The sequence below is a fragment of the Nonomuraea sp. NPDC003727 genome (assembly GCF_053586935.1).
In genome coordinates, this window is the sequence record NZ_JBSFNE010000020.1 from 27,201 (window position 1) to 45,526 (window position 18,326).

The 18,326-nt window shown below is 71.9% G+C and carries 15 protein-coding genes; 8 read left to right on the forward strand and 7 right to left on the reverse strand.

Annotated elements, in window-relative coordinates; all coding sequences use genetic code 11:
- Window positions 1-66 precede the first annotated feature (66 nt).
- Window positions 67-1,422 carry an aminotransferase-like domain-containing protein gene (locus ACWDLG_RS36650; protein WP_449928940.1) on the forward strand — a complete coding sequence of 452 codons (1,356 nt, stop codon included), beginning with the start codon at window positions 67-69 and terminating at the stop codon, window positions 1,420-1,422.
- A 153-nt stretch (window positions 1,423-1,575) separates the two neighbouring features.
- On the opposite strand, the gene ACWDLG_RS36655 is transcribed toward ACWDLG_RS36650, so the two are convergent.
- Entirely contained in the window at window positions 1,576-2,457 is an 882-nt protein-coding gene (locus tag ACWDLG_RS36655) for a LysR family transcriptional regulator (protein WP_449928942.1), read from the reverse strand.
- A gap of 83 nt (window positions 2,458-2,540) precedes the next feature.
- On the opposite strand from ACWDLG_RS36655, the gene ACWDLG_RS36660 reads away from it, so the two are divergent.
- Window positions 2,541-2,912 (forward strand): DoxX family protein, encoded by a 372-nt coding sequence (locus ACWDLG_RS36660; protein ID WP_449928944.1) that lies wholly within the window; start codon window positions 2,541-2,543, stop codon window positions 2,910-2,912.
- A gap of 23 nt (window positions 2,913-2,935) precedes the next feature.
- On the opposite strand, the gene ACWDLG_RS36665 is transcribed toward ACWDLG_RS36660, so the two are convergent.
- Window positions 2,936-4,222, reverse strand: coding sequence for an MFS transporter (locus tag ACWDLG_RS36665; protein ID WP_449928946.1), 1,287 nt, complete (start codon window positions 4,220-4,222; stop codon window positions 2,936-2,938).
- 97 nt (window positions 4,223-4,319) lie between these two features.
- Here ACWDLG_RS36665 and ACWDLG_RS36670 point away from each other — a divergent pair, with 97 nt between their 5' ends.
- Window positions 4,320-5,210, forward strand: coding sequence for a LysR family transcriptional regulator (locus tag ACWDLG_RS36670; protein ID WP_449928948.1), 891 nt, complete (start codon window positions 4,320-4,322; stop codon window positions 5,208-5,210).
- Between the two features lie 53 nt (window positions 5,211-5,263).
- Window positions 5,264-6,364 carry a serine hydrolase domain-containing protein gene (locus ACWDLG_RS36675; RefSeq protein ID WP_449928950.1) on the forward strand — a complete coding sequence of 367 codons (1,101 nt, stop codon included), beginning with the start codon at window positions 5,264-5,266 and terminating at the stop codon, window positions 6,362-6,364.
- 135 nt (window positions 6,365-6,499) lie between these two features.
- Here ACWDLG_RS36675 and ACWDLG_RS36680 read toward each other — a convergent pair whose 3' ends face one another.
- Together ACWDLG_RS36680 and ACWDLG_RS36685 are read right to left on the reverse strand one after the other, a co-directional pair.
- Window positions 6,500-6,901, reverse strand: a complete 402-nt coding sequence (locus ACWDLG_RS36680; RefSeq protein WP_449928952.1) for a hypothetical protein — start codon at window positions 6,899-6,901, stop codon at window positions 6,500-6,502.
- Between the two features lie 281 nt (window positions 6,902-7,182).
- Window positions 7,183-8,085: an aminoglycoside phosphotransferase family protein gene (locus tag ACWDLG_RS36685; protein WP_449928954.1), complete on the reverse strand. Its 903-nt coding sequence runs from the start codon at window positions 8,083-8,085 to the stop codon at window positions 7,183-7,185.
- A 212-nt stretch (window positions 8,086-8,297) separates the two neighbouring features.
- Between ACWDLG_RS36685 and ACWDLG_RS36690 the strand changes: the two genes are divergently transcribed.
- From ACWDLG_RS36690 to ACWDLG_RS36705, 4 genes are all read left to right on the forward strand, one after another.
- Window positions 8,298-8,951, forward strand: coding sequence for a histidine phosphatase family protein (locus ACWDLG_RS36690; RefSeq protein ID WP_449928956.1), 654 nt, complete (start codon window positions 8,298-8,300; stop codon window positions 8,949-8,951).
- Between the two features lie 81 nt (window positions 8,952-9,032).
- Window positions 9,033-9,215 carry a hypothetical protein gene (locus ACWDLG_RS36695; RefSeq protein ID WP_449928958.1) on the forward strand — a complete coding sequence of 61 codons (183 nt, stop codon included), beginning with the start codon at window positions 9,033-9,035 and terminating at the stop codon, window positions 9,213-9,215.
- 492 nt (window positions 9,216-9,707) lie between these two features.
- On the forward strand, window positions 9,708-10,640 hold the full coding sequence (locus ACWDLG_RS36700; RefSeq protein ID WP_449928960.1) for an alpha/beta hydrolase: 933 nt from the start codon (window positions 9,708-9,710) through the stop codon (window positions 10,638-10,640).
- An 822-nt stretch (window positions 10,641-11,462) separates the two neighbouring features.
- Window positions 11,463-13,895 carry an NPCBM/NEW2 domain-containing protein gene (locus ACWDLG_RS36705; protein WP_449928962.1) on the forward strand — a complete coding sequence of 811 codons (2,433 nt, stop codon included), beginning with the start codon at window positions 11,463-11,465 and terminating at the stop codon, window positions 13,893-13,895.
- 89 nt (window positions 13,896-13,984) lie between these two features.
- Here the strand turns inward: ACWDLG_RS36705 and ACWDLG_RS36710 are convergent, their stop codons facing one another.
- The 3 genes from ACWDLG_RS36710 to ACWDLG_RS36720 all read right to left on the reverse strand — a co-directional run bounded on the left by ACWDLG_RS36710 (window position 13,985) and on the right by ACWDLG_RS36720 (window position 18,318).
- Window positions 13,985-16,222 carry an Orn/Lys/Arg family decarboxylase gene (locus ACWDLG_RS36710; RefSeq protein ID WP_449928964.1) on the reverse strand — a complete coding sequence of 746 codons (2,238 nt, stop codon included), beginning with the start codon at window positions 16,220-16,222 and terminating at the stop codon, window positions 13,985-13,987.
- Window positions 16,223-16,448: 226 nt separating this feature from the next.
- A complete protein-coding gene (locus ACWDLG_RS36715; protein ID WP_449928966.1) occupies window positions 16,449-17,180 on the reverse strand; it encodes a hypothetical protein in 732 nt (243 codons plus the stop codon).
- 88 nt (window positions 17,181-17,268) lie between these two features.
- Window positions 17,269-18,318 (reverse strand): LuxR C-terminal-related transcriptional regulator, encoded by a 1,050-nt coding sequence (locus tag ACWDLG_RS36720; protein ID WP_449928968.1) that lies wholly within the window; start codon window positions 18,316-18,318, stop codon window positions 17,269-17,271.
- Between the last annotated feature and the right edge of the window lie 8 nt (window positions 18,319-18,326).

Sequence of the window (18,326 nt, forward strand, 5' to 3'; positions counted from 1 at the left end):
TTCTCCGATGAGTGGCGAATCTAGCGGCGGTCGACCAGGCCACACAAGAGCGGGCACAATAGCCCGGTGGGAACCGAGGATCTGAACAGGTTCGCCGTGCTCGTCCGCGACCGGCTGCGGCTGCGCGAGGGCAGGCAGCCGCCCAGTCGCAGGCTCGCCGGGGCGCTGAGCGATCTCGCCGAGATCGGCGCGCTGGCCCCCGGCGGCAGGCTGCCGTCCGAACGCGACCTCGCCCTGATCGTCGGGCTCAGCCGCGGCACGGTCGCCGCCGCGCTCAACGCCCTGTGCGAGGAGGGGCTGTTCGAGCGCCGCCACGGCAGCGGCACCTACCTGCGCGAGACCGTCGCCACGGGCACGCCGTCCTTCTCGGGGCTGCTGCGCGCGGGCGCCGTCCTCGCCGACCTGTCGACCTCGGTCGTGCCCGACCCCTCACACCTCGTCGTGCCCCCGCTCGACGCCGCGGAACTCCTGCGCACACCCACCGGCCACGGGTACGACGCCAAGGGCGACCCCCGCCTGCGCGCGCTCCTGGGCGGGGACGTCCTGATCACCGGTGGCGCCCAGCAGGGCATCGACCTGGCGGCCAGGGTCCTGCTGCGCCCGGGGGACAGGGTGCTGGTCGAGGATCCGACGTACGGCGGCGCGCTCGCGGCCTTCCAGCGGGCCGGAGCGCTGGCCGTACCCGTCGAGCTGGCCGACCCGCGAGCGGCCCGCGCGGCGATCGGCCTGCACCGGCCCGCGCTGATCTACGCCGTCAGCGTCAACAACCCGACGGGCGCGGTCCCCGACCTGCGGCACGTGGCCGACCTGGCCCGCGCCGACGACATCCTGATCGTCGAGGACCGGACCCTCGCGGAGCTGGTGTTCGAAGGCGCCTGCCCGGCGCCGCTCGCGGACGGTCACCCGCACGGCACGGTCACCGTGGGCTCGCTGTCCAAGGTGCTGTGGGGCGGGCTGCGGGTGGGCTGGCTGCGCGCCGCCGAGCCGCTGCTGGCCCGGCTGGCCGAGGCCAAGCAGGACGCCGACCTCGCCACCAGCGCCGTCTCCCAGCGGATGGCGGCCGAACTCCTGGAAGGCAACCCCGCCGGCTCCTGGCGCGCCGAGCTGGCCGCCCGCCGCGACCACCTGTCCACCGCGCTCGCCGCCGCGCTGCCGGCGTGGACATGGGAGCCGCCGCGCGGCGGCCTGTCCCTGTGGGTCCGCCTGCCCGGCACCGACACCGACCGCTTCTCGGCGCTCACCCGCCGGTACGGCGTCGCCGTCGCCCCCGGCTCGCTCTTCTCCGCCGACGGCCGCCACCGCGACCGCCTGCGCCTCAGCTTCGCCCTGCGGCCCGAGCTGCTCGACCAGGCCGTCGCCGGCCTCACCGAAGCCTGGCGGGCCCGTGACCAACGGACCGGCACGCCCGCGCAGAGCGGCTGATCCCCGTCTCGATCGGCTCGGGCCCTCGCCCTTCGCCCACGAGCACGGTCGAGGTCGCGGCGGGCGCTCACCGGTCGTCAGGGTCGCCCCGGACCGCGGTCACCAGGTCCGCGCCGGACCGGAGGAATCAGGTTTCGCGCCGGACCGGAGGAGTCAGGTCCGCGCCGGACCGCGGTCGAGCTCGTCGCGAAGGCGGCCGACGGCCTCCCTGCCGTCGGCACGGCGCCAGGCCAGGGCGACGCGGTGGCGGGGAGCGTCCCGCAGCGGGCGCCAGACCAGCTCGGGATGGCCGGCCTTGGCGGCGGGCACCAGCGTGACCAGGTCCGGCTCGGCGGTGAGCAGCAGGACGACGGCGCTGAGCCGCCGGCTGTCGCACACCTGGATCTCGGGCCGCCATCCGGCGGCGGCGCAGGCGTCCAGCACATGGTCGTGGTAGCCGGGGGCCTCCTCCCGGTCGAACCAGAGCAGGCGCGTGCCGGTGAGATCGTCCGCCGTGAGCCGGTCCGGCAGCCGGTGCCGCTTGCCGGCGATCACGCCGAGGGGTTCGTCGACCAGGCGCAGCAGCCTCAGGTCCGTGTCGTCGGTCGCGGGCTCGAGCACGAGGCCGAGGTCGAGTTCACCCCTGCGCAGCAGGTCCGGCTGTTCGGCGGAGGCGGCGTCGCGGAAGGCGATGTCCACGCCCACGGCTGCGGCGGCCAGCCGTACCCGGCCGAGCAGGTCGGGACCGATCCCCGTGGACAGCCCGAGCCTGAGCGCGGGCGCGGAGCCGGCGGCCAGGTCCCTGATGTCGCGCAGGGTGCGGTCAGAGCGGGCGAGCAGGTCGCGGGCCGCCTCCAGCGCCGCCGCCCCCGCGGGGGTCAACCGCACCCCGCGCGGCGTGCGCTCCAGGAGGGTGGCGCCGACCGCCCGCTCCAGGGCCTTGATCTGCTGGCTCAGCGACGGCTGGGCGATGTGCAGCCGGCGGGCCGCCCGGCCGAAGTGCAGTTCTTCGGCCACTGCCTGGAAATACCGCAGCCGCCGCAGATCCCATCCCATTCCGGCCATGATAGGCCGCGCCTGTCGGGCAGGTGGAAACCGGTCTTGGACAGTCCCATCGGGGACGGTGTGCACTGAACGGCATGACCATCGTGTTCTGGGTGTTTCAGGGGTTGCTGGCGGTGTTGTTCCTCCTCGCCGGTGGCCTCAAGATCTTCGCGCCGCTCGAGGCCATCAGCGGGATCATGCCGTGGGTCGAGGACTTCTCCCGGCCCCAGGTGGCGGGCATCGGGATCCTGGAGGTGTGCGGCGCGGCGGGCCTCGTCCTTCCCGGCGTGACGCGGATCGCGCCCGTGCTGACGCCGGTCGCGGCGATCGGTCTGGTGATCCTCATGGCCGGCGCCACGATCACGCATCTGGGTCGCGGGGAGGCGCACCTGGTCGGCGGGAACATCGCCGTCATGGTCGTCGCCGCGATCGTCGCATGGGGGCGTCTCACCTCGTGGCCGCTCTGAGCCCGCCCGCCGGGGCCCCGATGTCACCCCAGCCGGGCGCCGGCGGGCTGCAGGAAACCGGCGGCCGCCACCGCGCAGACGGCCGCGGCCAGCAGGAGCGGCAGGGCCGGGCCGGTGGTCACCAGCGCGCCCATGGCCGCCACCCCGAGCGTCGCGCCGACCTGCCTGACGCTGTTGAGCAGCCCGCCGGCCGCGCCTGCCGTACCCTCAGGAGCGGCCGCGACGACGGCCGCGGCCAGCGCGGGCAGCACGAAGGAGACGCCGAGGCCGGCCAGCAGCAGCCCGGCAGGCAGCCATCCGGCGGCCAGCGCGAGGCTGCCGGCCACCAGCAGCGCCAGCCCGGCCAGGATGGGCGGGCGGGGGCCGAAGCGGGCCACCAGCCGGCCGGTCAGCGGCGGGTTGAGCACGAAGGGCAGGGTCATCGGCAGGAACGCCAGGCCGGTGTCGGTCGCGCCGAGGTGCTGGTCCCGCAGCAGGAGCGGCAGCACGAACAGGATGCCGTTGAGCGTGAAGGTGACCGCGGCGCCGGCCGCCAGCCCGGCGCGCACGCCGCGGCCGGCCAGCAGCCCGCGGTGGAGCACCGGCGCCGGGCTGTGCCGTTCGAGCGCCGCGAAGAGGCCGGCCACCGCCAGGGTGGCCGCTCCTGAGGCGGCCGCGTGCGCCCAGGCGCGGGAGCCGGCGGCCACCACGGTGTCGGTGAGCAGCGCCAGCACCGCCACGGCGGCCAGCTGCGCGCGCCAGTCGATCCGCCGCTCCCCCGCGGGGCAGGTGATCGCCGCGCCCTTGACCAGGGACAGCACGAGGAGGGTGATGGGCACGTTGACGAGGAAGATCGCCCGCCAGCCGGCCAGGTCCACCAGCGCTCCCCCGGCGATCGGGCCGGCGGCCACCGCCGCGCCGCTGACGGCCGCCCAGGTGGCCACGGCGCGTGCGCGGCGCGGCGGGTCAGGGTAGAGCCGCGCGATGATCGCCATCGAGCTCGGCAGGCAGGCCGCCGCCGCTGCCCCGAGCACGGCGCGCAGGCCGACCAGGGCCGGCAGCGTCGGCGCCAGCGCCGACAGGAGCGAGAGCGCGCCGAACGCGCTCACCCCGGCGCGGAAGACGCGGTGCGCGCCGTACCGGTCGGAGACGGCGCCGGCCGACAGCAGCGACGCCCCGAACACCACGGTGTAGGCGGTGGTCGCCCACTGCAGGCCGGCCACGGAGGTCTCCAGCGAGGCGGCCAGGTCCGGCTCGGCGACCGCCAGCACCGTCATGTCCAGCAGCACCATGAAGTAGCCGAGCGAGACGCCCACGAGATATCTGATCACGGCGCCCACCCTCGCCCGGCACCGACCGCCGCCTCCACCGGCTGACCCGAAGGCAGCGTTCGGAATTTCCGAACGCCCGGCGCGGGTTGGCAGCGGCATGGAACTGCGCCAGCTGCGCACCTTCGAGACCCTGCTACGGCACGGCACCGTCACCGACGCCGCCGTCGCCCTGGACCTGGCGCCCTCCAGCGTCTCCGAGCAGATCCGCGCGCTGGAGCGCTCGCTCGGGGTGTCGCTGTTCGAGCGCACGCCGCGCGGCATGCGTCCCACCGCGGCCGCCGAGCGGCTGACCGGCTGGGCGCGCCGCCTGCTGGAGCTGGCCGAGCAGGCCCGGCTGGAAGTGACCGGGCAGCCGTACCGGCTGCGCCTCGGGGCGCTGGAGACCATCGCCGCCACCCACGCGCCGCGCGTGCTGGCCCACCTGGCCGAACACCATCCCGGCTTGGAGGTGCGGGTGCGTCCCAGCTCCAGCAGGGACGAGCTGATGGCCGAGGTCGCGGCCGGGCGGCTGGAGGCGGCGCTGCTGCTGGACGCGGGCCAGGCGCTGGGCGGGCTGGGGTTCGCGCCGCCTGAGCCGCTGACCTTCCTCGACGTCGACGAGGTCCCGCTGGTGCTGGTGGCGGCACCGGGACACCCCCTCGCCGGGCGCGGCCTGGTCGGCCCCGGTGACCTGGCGGGCGAGCGGCTGCTGGTCAACGTGCCGGGCTGCTCCTTCCGCCTGGCCGCCGACAGCGTGCTCGGGCCGGGGCCCGAACGAGTCGGCGCGGGCGGGGTGGCGGTGATGCGCGCCTGGGCCGAGCAGGGTCTGGGCATCGCGTTGTTGCCGGAGTTCGCGGTGGCCGGGGCGCTGGAGTCGGGTGCGCTGGTACCGCTGGCGCTGCCGGCTCCGCGGCTGAGCCTGCGCCTGGTGTGGCGGGAGGACCGGGAGGAACTGCCGGGGTTGCGGCAGCTGCTGTACGCCGCCGCCGGCCGGCCACGCCACTCGTAGCCGCAGGGTTCGGCGGCTCCGCCCGCACGCCGCAGCCCCGATAATTGCCAGATGTGACAGATCTGGACGGCCTCGTGAGGGAGTCAGCTGACCGGCTGGCCGCGAATCACGTCGGCGTGGTGGTCGCCGCGCTGACCCCCGGCTCGGTGGAGATCCGGGGTGCCGGTCGCGCCGGCGGTGACAACGACGGCACGCCCGGCGCCGGGACGGTGTTCGAGGTCGGCTCGGTGACCAAGGTGTTCACGGCTCTGGCCCTGGCGCGGCTGGGTGTCGCCGGCACGGTCGACCTCGACGAGCCCGTGGCCGCGCTGCTGCCCGAGGGAACACGCGTGCCGTCACGGGATGGCCAGGAGATCACCCTTCGGCATCTGGCGACCCACACCTCAGGGCTGCCCCGACTGCCCAAGGGCATGATGCTGGAGGCGCTGCTCCGCCCGTGGAAGCCGGATCCGTACGCCGGATGCACGATCGATCTCCTGCTCCGGGGGCTGGCTCGGACCCGGTTGGGCGCCACACCCGGACGCCGGTTCCGCTACTCCAACCTCGGCGCCGGCCTGCTGGGAGCGGCGCTCGCCCACCGGGTGGGCACCGACTACGAGACGCTGATCTCCCGGGAGATCAGCTCCCCGCTGGACCTGACCGGCACCGGCATCACCGTCGACGGCACCTTCGACGGTGATGGCGGTGCCGGCACCGTCGGCAGCACTGTCGGCGGCACTGCCGGCGGCGGCCGGTCGGCGCGCCTGGCGCAGGGCCACACCCGGCGGGGCAGGCCCGCCGCGGCCTGGCACCTGGCGGACATGGCCGGTGCCGGAGGGCTGCGATCCACGCCGGCCGACCTGGTCGCCTTCCTCCGCGCCCACGTGGACGACGGCGCCGGCGCGCTGGCCGAGGCGATCCGGCTCAGCCGCCGGACCGAGCACCGGATCAGCCCCTTCTCCTGGGTTCACCTGGGCTGGATGGGGCAACGGCTGCATGCTCGGCAGGGCGCCCACCTGCAGATCTGGCACAGCGGGATGACCGGCGGGTTCTCCTCGTTCGTGGGCTTCGACCCCGAGAAGGGGGTGGGCGTCGCCGTCCTCAGCAACACGCGACGTTCCGTGGACCGTCCCGCCTTCGAACTGCTCCGCACCTTGCAGACGGCGCATTCCTGAGCTGTCGAGCCGGTCGGGCAGCCGCGGCAGGGGGCGCCCACTCCCCGCCAACTGATCGCCGACATCGTCCAGCCCGCGCAGACAGGCTTCACCCAGTTGTACTCATCCGCGGCTGCCGATCAAACCGGCAGGAAATCAGGGGCGCAGCAGGGGACGTCCTTCAAGCGCGGCTTCCCAGAGCTTTTCCGCGGCATCTTCAGTGTCGCCGTCCAGGAACTCGGGCAACAGGATGTCAGCCGCATCATCCGCGTCGGCGTCTTCAAGGTAATCGCCCTCGGACACGCGCAGCCGACGGGCCTTCAGATCATCGACAAAGGTGACGTCGCCCCTGTCCCATGTTTCGAGCCACGCGCCCGCAGATGCAGCACCGTGTACGACGAGCATTCCCGAGTCGGAGAGTTCCGTCATCAGCAGGCCCCCGACGGTGAGCGAGCCGCCGATGAACAGATTGCTGTCCACGAGGCACATCAGGTGCTGCGCGGTGACCGAGCCGGTGACATAAAGCGGCGTGTAGACGTCTGCGTTCAGAAAGCGCATCGGCCCGTTGACCGTCAGGTAGGTACCCGGAGGGAAGGCCGCGACGGGGCGGGGTCCTGCCCCGTCGTCCGTCGCTCACAGCGAGACGGTGCCGCGCAGGTTCCACGACCTGCACCGCGATACCGGATCCGGGCCGCTGCTCGAGCCGTTCCCGCTGGACCTGGCGCGTCGCTCCGGCCGCGCGCACGCGCACCACAACCCGATGGAAGCCTGGACGCCGGAGCGGACAGGCCGCTACGGCCCACGGTTCACCAAGATCGAGAAAGTCAAAGAACCGTGCGTCAAACGCCCTTCAGAACACGATCAAGTGCCGCCCGGCCTGCGGGTCCCCAGTTCGGCTTCCCGCCGGGAAGGCCCCGATCTCCGTTCTGCCCCATGAGCATCAGGAAGAGGCTCTTCATAGCGGCCAGCCCGCGGGCGCGCCGGATCGCCGCCTCGTCTGCGTGCGCGTACATGTCGAAGAACCGTGCGGCCGTGCCCGCGGGTAGCAGCACCCATGCGGCGGCGAGGTCCCACGCCGGATCGCCGGCGAACATGCCACCGAAGTCGACGATGCCCGAGAGCGTTCCGTCCGAGACGACGACGTTCGCGGGATGGAGGTCGCCGTGCACCCACACCGGCGGGCCCTCCCACTCGGGGGCCGCGACGGCATCGGCCCAGACGGCCCGGACGGCGCGGACATCGCCGACGGCGTCGCGGTCAATGGCCTGCAAGAACTGCTCGAAGCCGCCCGTGCACCTCTTGAGGTGAGCGCCGAAGTCCGAACCGGCCGGGGCCTCGGCGGGCGCCTCCACATGGAGCGCCTGGAGGAAGCCCGCCAGCGTGTCGGCCGCGTGGGTGCCGCGGCTGATCGAGACGTGGTCCAGCGGCTCGCCGGGAACCCACGTCATCACGGTCCAGTGCTTGGGGAAGCGCTCGGACGGTTCGCCGAACCGCACCGGGGTCGGCACCGGGAGCGGCAGGCGCGGGGCCAGCACGGGTAGCCACCGCCGCTCCTTGAGCTGGAGCTCCGGGGTGGGGTCCATGCGCTGCATGCGCACGGCCAACTCGTCCCCGAGGCGCCACATCTGGTTGCCCCAGCCGCCCGCCACCTCGCGGATGGCCAGCCCTGCAAGGTCCGGATGTTGCTCCTGCAGCAGGTCGCGGACCAGGTCGGCGGTGATCTCAATCTCGGTGTCCGTCATGCGAAATCACAGTACTGAGGCGGCAGGCGGAGCGGCTCTCGCTCTCCGGAGCATCTCGCTGTGATTCCTCTGGGATCACCGATTCGGTTTCAGAGAGCTGCAGATCAGAGGCTTTGGGACGGACCGGCCCCAAAGTTCAGAGAAATCAGAGAAACGCGTGAACCACTCTTAAGATCGCCAAAGGCCTGGCCATCGACAGGAAGAGCTCGCTCGTGCGCACCATTTACGTCGTCACCCATCCGGAGGCGACACATCACATCGAGGGGGTCGTCGGCGGTTGGCATGATTCGCAGCTGACGCCGGCCGGCCTCAGCGCGGCGGCCTCCATTGCCCAGGCGCTGCGGGCTCAGATCCCGGACGGCGGCGAGGTGGAGCTGTTCTCCTCGGATCTGCAGCGCACCCGGCAAACGGCCGAGAAGGTTGCCGAGCTGTTCGGCGTGAAGCCAATCTTGGACCGCAGACTGCGGGAGAAATCCTATGGAGAGGCGGAGGGAAGGCCACAGGAGTGGCTGGATCAGCGATTCGTGCCGCCGCCGGCTGTCGGGGAGCGGCTGGAACATGACGAGGGCGTGGAGGGTGCCGAGACCAAGGCGGCGCTGGCGCAGCGCATCTACGCGGCCATGGACGAGATCGTGCAGCGCCCCTGCGAGCACCAGATCATCGTGACGCACGGTGGCTCCCTGACCTTCGTCGTGGCGGCCTGGATCAAGATGCCGATCATGGCGGTCGGCCATGCCTTTTTCCGAGTTCGATCGGGCAGCATCACCACACTGCACGAAGACGATTTCCGCCACAGCCGCCAGGTCGTCAACCTCGGTGACACCCGCCATCTCGACTCCGCCAAAGCTGGGCTGACCTCTACCTGACCCGCTTCGACAGCGAACGAGGTGAGGCGCTACCGCTGAGCATCAAGTTCCTTAGTTCAGAGAAGCCTGCTGAGATGTCCCATGCTGCAGCCAGATCCAGCACAAGCGATGCGGCTCGCCGAGATCATCACGAACCTGCATGACCGGATACGCGAAGCCACCGAACGCGGCTGGCTCGGCGAGGTCGAAGGGCTCCATGGGTATCCCATGTTCCGGCGCCTCCGTGTCCTCGGCGGCCTGCTTGCCGGTACACCGCGACGCTGACGACGGATCCCATCACTCTTGCGATCATCGGTCAAGTCAGCCGTGCGAGCGAGGAAGAGCCGTGTCGGCGACGTTTGACAGCCCTGCGTCGGCGGGCTCTAATGATCTGCGTGTCGCGTGACGTCGTCGAGGAGAACGCCGACGGCATGGAGGCACCGTATCAAGGGGTTGGTCTCGTGACGTCTCAGTTCACCGGTCGCATCTGACCGTGACCACGCCCGCGCCGCGCGCCCTGCGCGGACGGTGCTGACCACCACCACCGCAGGTGAGCACGGCGCATTCTCGCGTGCCGAACAACTGACCGCCGATCCGCGCTCCTGTTGACGCCGGGTCGTCGCATGCCTGCACCGCATTCCCGTCTTTGCCAGGTACGGCACCAGGCGCCTCCTGGTGACCGCTGCCATCGGCGCATCGTGCCTCCCTCCGACGATCCACCACTCCGGGACGGAGGGGAGGCCGTCCCGCCCACTGCTCCGTACGAAGGATCTGTTCGTGAACCTCACCCACATCCCCGCTGCACCCGACGCCGGCGCCATGGTCTTGGCCGAGCTCGGCGCCATGCAGTCTCGACCTCCCGTCCTACCGGCTGACGCCGACCTCACCGCCCTGCTGCCGCACACCGGCGGCGTTCCCGGCACCTGGGTCACCGCTCCGCAGAAGCCTCCGCAGATGCCTCTGCAGAAGCCGCCAGCCGATGCGGTGTCCGCGAGAGGGGTCACCGTCTACGTCCACGGAGGCGGGTTCGAGTACGCCAATCCCCACCTGGAACAGATCATGGCCTACCGCCTTTCCGAGGCGACCGGCCGTCCTGTCCTGGCCGTGGACTATCGCCTTGCCCCGGCTCACCGATATCCGGCCGCCCTTGAGGACGTGGTGACCGCCTACCGGAGCCTGCTCGCTCAGGACGTACCCGCCTCCAAGATCATCCTGGCCGGTGAGTCCGCCGGCGCCACGCTGGTGCTGTCGGCGCTGCTCGTACTCAACCAGGCCGGCGACGCTCTGCCCGCCGGAGCGCTGACCATCTCTCCGCAGACCGACCTCACGCTGTCAAGCCCGTCGATCGACGCCAACGACGGCCAGGACGTCGTCGACCGGACCGTGCTCGACCACGTCCGAACGCAGTACCTGGCCGGTGCCCGGCCGGATCAGGGACCCCAGTCCCCTCTGCACGGCGACCTTCGCGGGCTGCCGCCGCTGCTGGTCGTGGCCGGCTCGAAAGAGGTTCTCCTCGATGATGCGCAGCGGTTCGCCGAGGCGGTGTCCGACGCCGCGGGAACGGTCAGCCTCGACATCTACGACGGCATGCCGCACGCCTTCCACGCGAGCGTTCTTTGCGCCGATCCGCTTCCTACCGCCGTGACCTTGCTTGCCCGCGTCAGGGAGTGGAGCGGTTCGCTCGCCGTCGTTCACGACCGCACGGCTTGATCCTGTACGGCAGGTCGCCGGCGTGGTCATGGCCACACCTTCCCGCCCGCGATCCGACCCCGTGACGCCCTCCCGCGACCACGGATCCTCACCGGCCGACCCGGCCTGCCGACCTCCTTGAAGTCGATCAGGTGGTAGGTGCCGGCGTCCTGTCGCGTGATGCAGGAGACCGGTGTCGGGGGCGGCTCGGCGGCGCCGCCGAGCATCTCCACCTCCTGCGTGAGCATCCCGGCAGCCGGCCGCGGGGTCGGCGTGGTCGTAGGCGCGTGCCAAGGTGTCGAGGACCCGCCGAAGGGGCACCCCGGGCGGGCGAGGGTGACAGCGGTGATCGTTCGGGCTCGCCTGCCGCCCGGCTTCGGCCGCGCACGACCGGCGGGGTGGGGCCGGTAGGCCCGACGGCGTACCGGCAGAGCCCTGGTGCGCTGCTGGTCGAGCGTTGACGAGCGGCACTCCCCCAGAGCCGAGCGTGAATCAACAGAAGCGAACCCGCCGCTTCACGCGCATGTATCGCCGCCGCTGTCGGTCTTTCCGACTGCTTCCCAGTCCATCCGAGTGCAGATGTGTTGAGATCTAGTCGTTATAAAGTGTGGTATTGCATGATTCTGATGATTCATGGTGAATTGCAAAGGCAAGGCTGTTCGTATTCGTCCCGGCCGCCCATCCCCGGCCCGCGACGGGCCACCGTCCCAGCCCTTCCCACCCGTTTTCACCGTGCCGCCTCACGGCTCTCCCCAGCACCCCCGCGAGGGCAGGCTCCGGCATGCCCCGGCCGGGCCTTACCAGTGGAGCCTGCCCGCCATCCACCCCCCATGGAGGCAGTTCGTGCGTGCGCTTCGACAACTTCTCTCCGGCTTCGCCGCGACGACCCTGCTGAGTACGGCCCTGGCGAGCGCCGGGCTGGCCGCGACCGTGGCAACGGCCGCTCCCGCAGCCGCGGCGGCGGTCGACGACGGTCTCGCGCTCACCCCGCCCATGGGTTTCAACAACTGGAACAGCACCCACTGCCGTGCCGAGTTCAACGAGGAGATGGTCAAGGGAATCGCGGACCTGTTCGTCTCGAAGGGACTGAAGGACGCGGGATACCAGTACGTCAACCTCGACGACTGCTGGGCGCTGCCGCAGCGCGACCAGAACGGCAACCTGGTGCCCGATCCCGTGCGGTTCCCCCACGGCATCAAGGCGGTGGCCGACTACGTCCACTCCAAGGGCCTGAAGTTCGGCATCTACACCAGCGCCGGCACCAGGACGTGCGACGCCAAGGGCTTCCCCGGCGGGATCGGCCACGAAAGGCAGGACGCGAACCTGTTCGCCTCCTGGGGTGTGGACTACCTCAAGTACGACAACTGCGGCGACCATCTCGGGCAGAGCGCGCTTGAGAGGTACACCACGATGCGCGACGCGCTCAGGGCCAGCGGCCGGCCGATCGTCTTCAGCATCTGCGAGTGGGGCTCCAACCAGCCGTGGCTCTGGGCGCAGGACGTCGGCCACCTGTGGCGCACCACGGGCGACATCAGCGACAGCTGGTCCTCGATGCTCGACATCATGAAGCGCAACCTGGCGCTGGCGCAGTACGCCAAGCCGGGGGCCTGGAACGACCCCGACATGCTCGAAGTGGGCAACGGCGGCATGACGGACACCGAGTACCGCACCCACTTCAGCATGTGGTCGATCATGGCCGCTCCGCTGCTCATCGGCTCCGACCTGCGCAGGGCATCAGGCGAGACGTTCGACATCCTGCTCAACAAGGAGGTCATCGCCGTCGACCAGGACCCGCTCGGGATCCAGGGAAGCGTGCTGAAGTCCGAGGGCGGCCGGTGGGTCGTCGTCAAGCCGCTGGCCAACGGGGACAAGGCGGTCGCCCTGTTCAACGAGAGCGACCGGGCGCAGCGCGTCGCCACCTCGGTGACCGAGATCGGACTGGCCGACGGCAGCCCGGCCTACCGGGTGCGCGACCTGTGGACCCGCACGGACACCCACACCGAGGACGTGCTCGCGGCGACGGTCCCCGCGCACGGCACGGTCATGCTGCGCGTCTCCAAGGACGCCGGGTGGGCCCGGTACGCCCCCGCGGTCGAGCTGAGCCCGCAGGGCGAGGCCGCCTATCCGGACGGCCCGGTGCTCGCCCACCCCGGCAAGCCCCTCACCCTCACCACGACCGCGGTCAACCACGGGCACGTCCCGGCCCAGCGGCTCTCGGTGCGGGTGAGCGCGCCCGAAGGGTGGAAGGTGGAGGCGACCTCCCCCACGACGAAGGGCATCCTCGCTCCCGGCAGGACCTTCCGTACCACCTGGAAGGTCACCGCGCCGGCCGACGCCTCCTCCGGTCACCACGAGGTGACGGCCACGCTGGACCACACCGGCCCCGGTGGCCGGCCGCCGGCCCGGACCACGGGCACGGCTGGCCTGCTGGTTCCGCCGACGGCCCCTACCGGCAGCTCCTACCTCAGCGATGTCGCTTGGCTGAGCTCGACGAACGGCTGGGGCCCCGTGGAGCGGGACCGCAGCGTCGGCGAGGACGGCTCGGGGGACGGCGGGCCGCTCACCGTCGGCGGAGCGGTGTACGCCAAGGGCCTCGGCGTGCACGCCCCGAGCACGGTCGAGTACTACATCGGCGGCGCCTGCACCCAGGTGACGGCCGTGGCCGGCCTGGACGACGAGGCGGGGACCCGCGGCACGGCCGCGTTCGAGATCTGGGCGGACGGGCGGAAGGTCGCGAGCACCGAGGTCATGACCAACGCGATGCCCGGGCAACGGCTCACGGCCGACATCTCGGGAGCCGCCCTGCTGCGCCTGGTGGTCACCGACGGCGGGGACGGCATCAACTACGACCACGCCGACTGGGCGGACGCCAAGCTCACCTGCGCCGGCCCCACCCACAACCACTACGAGGCCGAGGCGCCGGCCAGCGCCGTCGAGGGCGCTGCCCTGCGGGCCGCGTGCGGCGGGTGCTCCGGCGGCGCGAAGGTCGGCTACATCGGCAACGGCGCCGCCAACGGCGTCACCCTCACCGGCGTCACCGCGCCGAGCGAGGGCGACTACCGGCTGGAGATCCACGGTCTGGTCGACGGCTCCCGGTCCTTCTCCGTCAGCGTCAACGGCAGCCCCGCGACGCAGGTGGCGCTGACCGGCACCAGCTGGTCCGTCCCGGCCGTCGTGACCGTCACCGTACGGCTCGCCGCCGGCGCCAACACGCTCCGCTTCGGCAACGACACCGCCTATGCCCCCGACCTCGACAAGGTCGTCGTCCACGGCTGACCACGGATGACCACGGATCAGGCCCCGGGTGAACCGCCGCCCGGGGCCGTCCGGCCGCCCACCGGTCACCCGGCGCACGACCGCCGATCTCAGTCCTTGACGACCTCCACCCAGTAGCGGCCGTCGCCGTCACGGTGGGCGCCGTGGATGTCGGTGGCCAGGTCGGGGAAGGCCCGATCGAAGTCCTCCAGAGCCCGTAGATAGGTCATCAGCGGGCCGTCGGCCGGGCCGGTCGCCTCGCCGGGCATCAGCATGGGGATCCCGGGCGGGGTGACCACCACCGTGGCCGCGGCTACCCGCCCCGGCAGGCCGTCCAGCGAGACGCGCTCGGTGCGGGCCCGGATCATGGCCTGGTAGCAGTCGGCGGGAGTCGACACCGCCTCGGGCAGGGTGGTGAAGACCTGGTCGAGCAGCTTCCCGACACCGGAGTCGCGCAGCTTCTCGTGGACCAGGGTGCAGAACTTCTGCAGCGAGATCGCGGACGGCCCGAAGCCCGGCAGCACCTCCGCCAGGTCCAGATCGTTGTCGTAGGCGTTCTTGAAGTCGGTGAGCGCGTCGATCAGCGTGCCCCACTTGCCCTTGGTGATCCCCATGGAGAACAGCACCAGCAACGTGTGGTCGCCGGTCTTCTCCACCACGATGCCGCGCCGCTCCAGGTAGGCGGCCACGACGCGGGCCGGGATGCCCCAGTCGAGCGTGCCCGTGGCGGCGTCGGCACCCGGGCAGGTGATCGTCACCTTGACCGGGTCGAGCAGGCAGTAGCCCTCGGACATCCCGTCGAACCCGTGCCACGCGGCCCCCTCGTCCAGCGTCCAGCATCGGGGCTCGGCGCACAGCAGCGCAGGGTCGGCGTCGGCGAACGAGACGTCCTGGCCGGTGCGCGGGTCGGTGACCGTGGGGGGCTGCCAGACGCCGAAGAACCAGTCGGGCCGCAGGCCGTCCTCGCGGATGCGGGCGGCCAGCCGTACCATCGCCTGCCGGAAGCGGACCGCCTCGACGATCGCCTCCCCGGTCAGGAACGGCCCGGACGGGCCGTCCATCATCGCCGCCGCGACGTCCAGCGAGGCGATCATCGGGTAGAGCGGCGAGGTGGAGGCGTGCATGAGGTAGGTCTCGTTGAACGCGTCGTAGTCGACCGGCGCCCGCTCCGCCGGGCGGACGTGCAGCATCGCCGCCTGCGACAACGCGGCCAGCAGCTTGTGGGTCGACTGGGTGGCGAAAACGGTGGGACGCCCCGCGCCCGGCAGCGTGCGCTCGTCGATCGCCATGCCGTAGCGGCCGGCGTAGAGCTGGTTGAACCGGGCGTAGGCGAACCACGCCTCGTCGAAGTGCAGCCGCGGCACGCTGGCGCCCAGCAGCTCGCCGACCCGCACCGCGTCGTAGCACACCCCGTCGTAGGTGGAGTTCGTGATCACCGCGTACGTCGGATCCCCGGCGGCGAGGGGGTGGGCGGCCACCCGGTCACGGACCGCGTCCGCCTGCAGTACGGCGGGCGGGATCGGGCCCGCCAGCCCCAGCCCGTTGCGCTCGGGTACGAGGTAGACCGGGCGGGCGCCGCTGATGGCCAGCGCGTGCTGGACCGACTTGTGGCAGTTGCGGTCCACCAGGACCGTGTCGTCACGGGCGATCGCGTGGTGACCGACGATGCGGTTGGCGGTGGAGTTGCCGTTGACCACGAAGAACGTGCGGTCGGCGGCGAAGACGCGGGCGGCGTTGCGCTCGGCCTCGCCGATCGGGCCGGTGTGGTCGAGCGGCGATCCCAGCTCGGTGACGGAGATGGACAGGTCGGTGCGCAGCAGCCGCTCGCCGTAGAAGTCGAAGAACGCCCGCCCCACCGGCGACTTGAGGAACGCCACCCCGCCCGCGTGCGCCGGTGTGTGCCAGGAGTAGCGATGGTGGTCCTGAAGGCGCCGCAGCGCGCTGAAGAACGGCGGAAGGATCTTCTCGGCGTACTGCTCGGCCGCGTGGGCGATGCGCCCGGCGATGAACTGCGGGGTGTCCTCCAGCGGGAAGACGTAGCCCTGGATGACCTCGTACACCCACAGCGGAAGCTCCTGCTCCTGCGTCATCAGGAAGACGGGCAGGCCGCGGAACCGTTTGGCCACCGCGCCGAGCAGTTCCTCGGCCCCCGGCGCGTCCCATGCCGCCAGCACAGCCGTCAGCGACGCGTCCGACCCGACCACCGCCAGGGCGTCCTCGGCCCGGTGGGTCCAGCGCACCTGGAGCCCGTGCTCGTCCATCGCCGCGCACACGCGGCGGAGCTGATCGGCGAGTGCCGAATCGGCGTCGGGACGTTCGGTGACGGCGGCCAGAACCGTTCGCTCCATGCGGCACTCCGTGATCGGGGGGAAGGGATCGGGGAAAGGGGTGGAAGACCTCCACGCAATAGTAACGGTGTGTCGTCGATTGGCAACTCTGTGCAATGAGATGAAAGTGGCGAACGAGGGGGCGGGCCTGACCGGCCGCGCGCAGGTGGTGGTGCCGTCCTGCGCATGCGGCGCGGCCAGGCCCGCTTACCGGCCTGATCCGCCGCCTAGGGCGGTGGTGTGCGGATCAGCCGAGGTTCCAGACGGAGGAGATGCGGTCGTTCCAGCCGCTGGGGACGAGGTTGGGGATGTCGGTGAACGGTGCGACGAACAGGGAACTGCCACCGAAGTTGATGTGCTCGTAGTAGCGGACCGAGCAGTTCGTGCCGCCCATGGAGCTGATGACGTCGTTCCAGTCGTGCAGGTGCAGGGGCCCGTGGTGGACGCTGGTCAGGTCGTTGTGCGCTTCTCGGGCCGCGCACCAGAACCAGTCACCGGCGTAGTCCACGTGCTCGAACATCTGGACCTGGCCCCACGTCGCGGGGCGCGGGTCCCGCGCGGCCCCTGCCTGGGCCAGTTGCGAGGCCGCCCACAGCGCGCCGTTGAGCGCGCTGTCGTCGGTGAGGGCCGACAGCCGCTCGGGGCCGTAGATGTAGGTCAGCGGGCGGCCGTCGAACCGCGACAGGTCGCGGGGGTCGTGCTCGACGCCGTCCACGACCACCGCCATGGCGGGTGCCGGGTGCGTGATGGGCTGCGTGGAGGTCGCCCTGGGCGCGCTCAGCGCCTGGGCGGCGTCCATCTTGACGGGCGGGGCCGAGCGGGGCGCGCTGACGGCCTTGCTGACGAGTGCCTCCAGCGTGGTGATGCCCTGGTCGCGCAGCAGCGCCAGCACGTCGGCCTCGGCCAGTCCCCCGACGTGGTCGGAGAACTCCAGGAAGCGCTCGACCTGGCGGCGGGCGGGGGTTGAGATGCTTTTCACGGGTGTTCCTCCCCTGTGAGTGGTGCGAACTCCTTCATGGTCGGGTGAGGCGGCGGCCCGGACATCCCCCCAGTGTTGGGGATGGCGTTCAGGTGGTGAAGGCGGCCATGAGCTCGTCCCTGCCGGCCGCGCCGGTCTTGCGGAAGACCGCCTTCAGATGGTCGTTCACCGTGTACGCGGACAGGCCGAGCAGCCGCGCGATCTGCTTCGGCGCGGCTCCCCTGCACAGCAGTTCCAGCACGCCGCGCTCGCGCGGCGTGATCGCGTACCAGTCGCAGAACGAGGGCAGCATGAGCGCGCCCGCGGCCGACTGGATGACCACGGCCACGTCGCCCGTGCCGTCCTCGTCCAGGGCTTGGCCCTCGACGGCGAGCCAGCGGCCGTAGTGGGCCGCGGGGGCGCAGATGAGCGGCCGGCCGCCGCCCGATCCGCGGACGTGCTCGCCGGCGTCGATCGCCAGCGCCGTCACGAACGTGTCGGCCAGCCAGGCGTGCGTGCCGTGCCGGACAGGGCCGCGCAGCCGCTCGAGCCACGCCTGGGCCTGCGGGGTCACGGTACGGATCGTGCGGTCGGGGCCGACGACGATCACGCCGGCGGGCAGCGCGGCCGCGGTGGGCGCCAGCGGGCCCGCGGTGACGTACCGGCGCAGCGCGGTCACCAGCGCCGGGCCGAGCAGCGCCGCCCTGCGCAGGTCGTCGCCGGTGAAGGGGTGGTCGTCGCAGGCGCGCACCAGCCCGAGCAGCCCCCACACGCCGCGGCTGTCACGCAGGAGCAGCCGCAGCTCGCAGGAGACGCCGCAGGCCGCGAACGCCCGCCGCGCCCCCTCGTCGGCGCCGGCCACCGCGACCGGCACCTGCCGGCGCACCAGGGACGAAGGCCGGCAGGGATCGCCGTGGGTGTGACGGTGGGCGAGCAGGGCCGTGGCGAGTTCGCGTTCGTACCGGTGCCAGAAGCTGAACGAGCCCTGCCCGAGCCCGGTCGCCGGACTGGTGCCGATCAGGCGCAGCGCGTCGTGCCGTACCCACGGCGCGATGGCCGCGGAAAGCGCGGCGCCGAGATCCTCGGCGGCGATGGCCCGATCCATCAGCGTGCGCAGTTCGTGGACCACCCGGTCCTGGCATGAGGTCACGCCGCTCACGTCAGCAC

Coding starts and splice junctions, on each gene's coding strand:
- ACWDLG_RS36655 (WP_449928942.1), bottom strand. CDS start 2,457: ATGGGATGGGATCTGCGGCGGCTGCGGTATTTCCAGGCAGTGGCCGAA.
- ACWDLG_RS36660 (WP_449928944.1), top strand. CDS start 2,541: ATGACCATCGTGTTCTGGGTGTTTCAGGGGTTGCTGGCGGTGTTGTTC.
- ACWDLG_RS36670 (WP_449928948.1), top strand. CDS start 4,320: ATGGAACTGCGCCAGCTGCGCACCTTCGAGACCCTGCTACGGCACGGC.
- ACWDLG_RS36680 (WP_449928952.1), bottom strand. CDS start 6,901: ATGCGCTTTCTGAACGCAGACGTCTACACGCCGCTTTATGTCACCGGC.
- ACWDLG_RS36685 (WP_449928954.1), bottom strand. CDS start 8,085: ATGACGGACACCGAGATTGAGATCACCGCCGACCTGGTCCGCGACCTG.
- ACWDLG_RS36695 (WP_449928958.1), top strand. CDS start 9,033: ATGCTGCAGCCAGATCCAGCACAAGCGATGCGGCTCGCCGAGATCATC.
- ACWDLG_RS36710 (WP_449928964.1), bottom strand. CDS start 16,222: ATGGAGCGAACGGTTCTGGCCGCCGTCACCGAACGTCCCGACGCCGAT.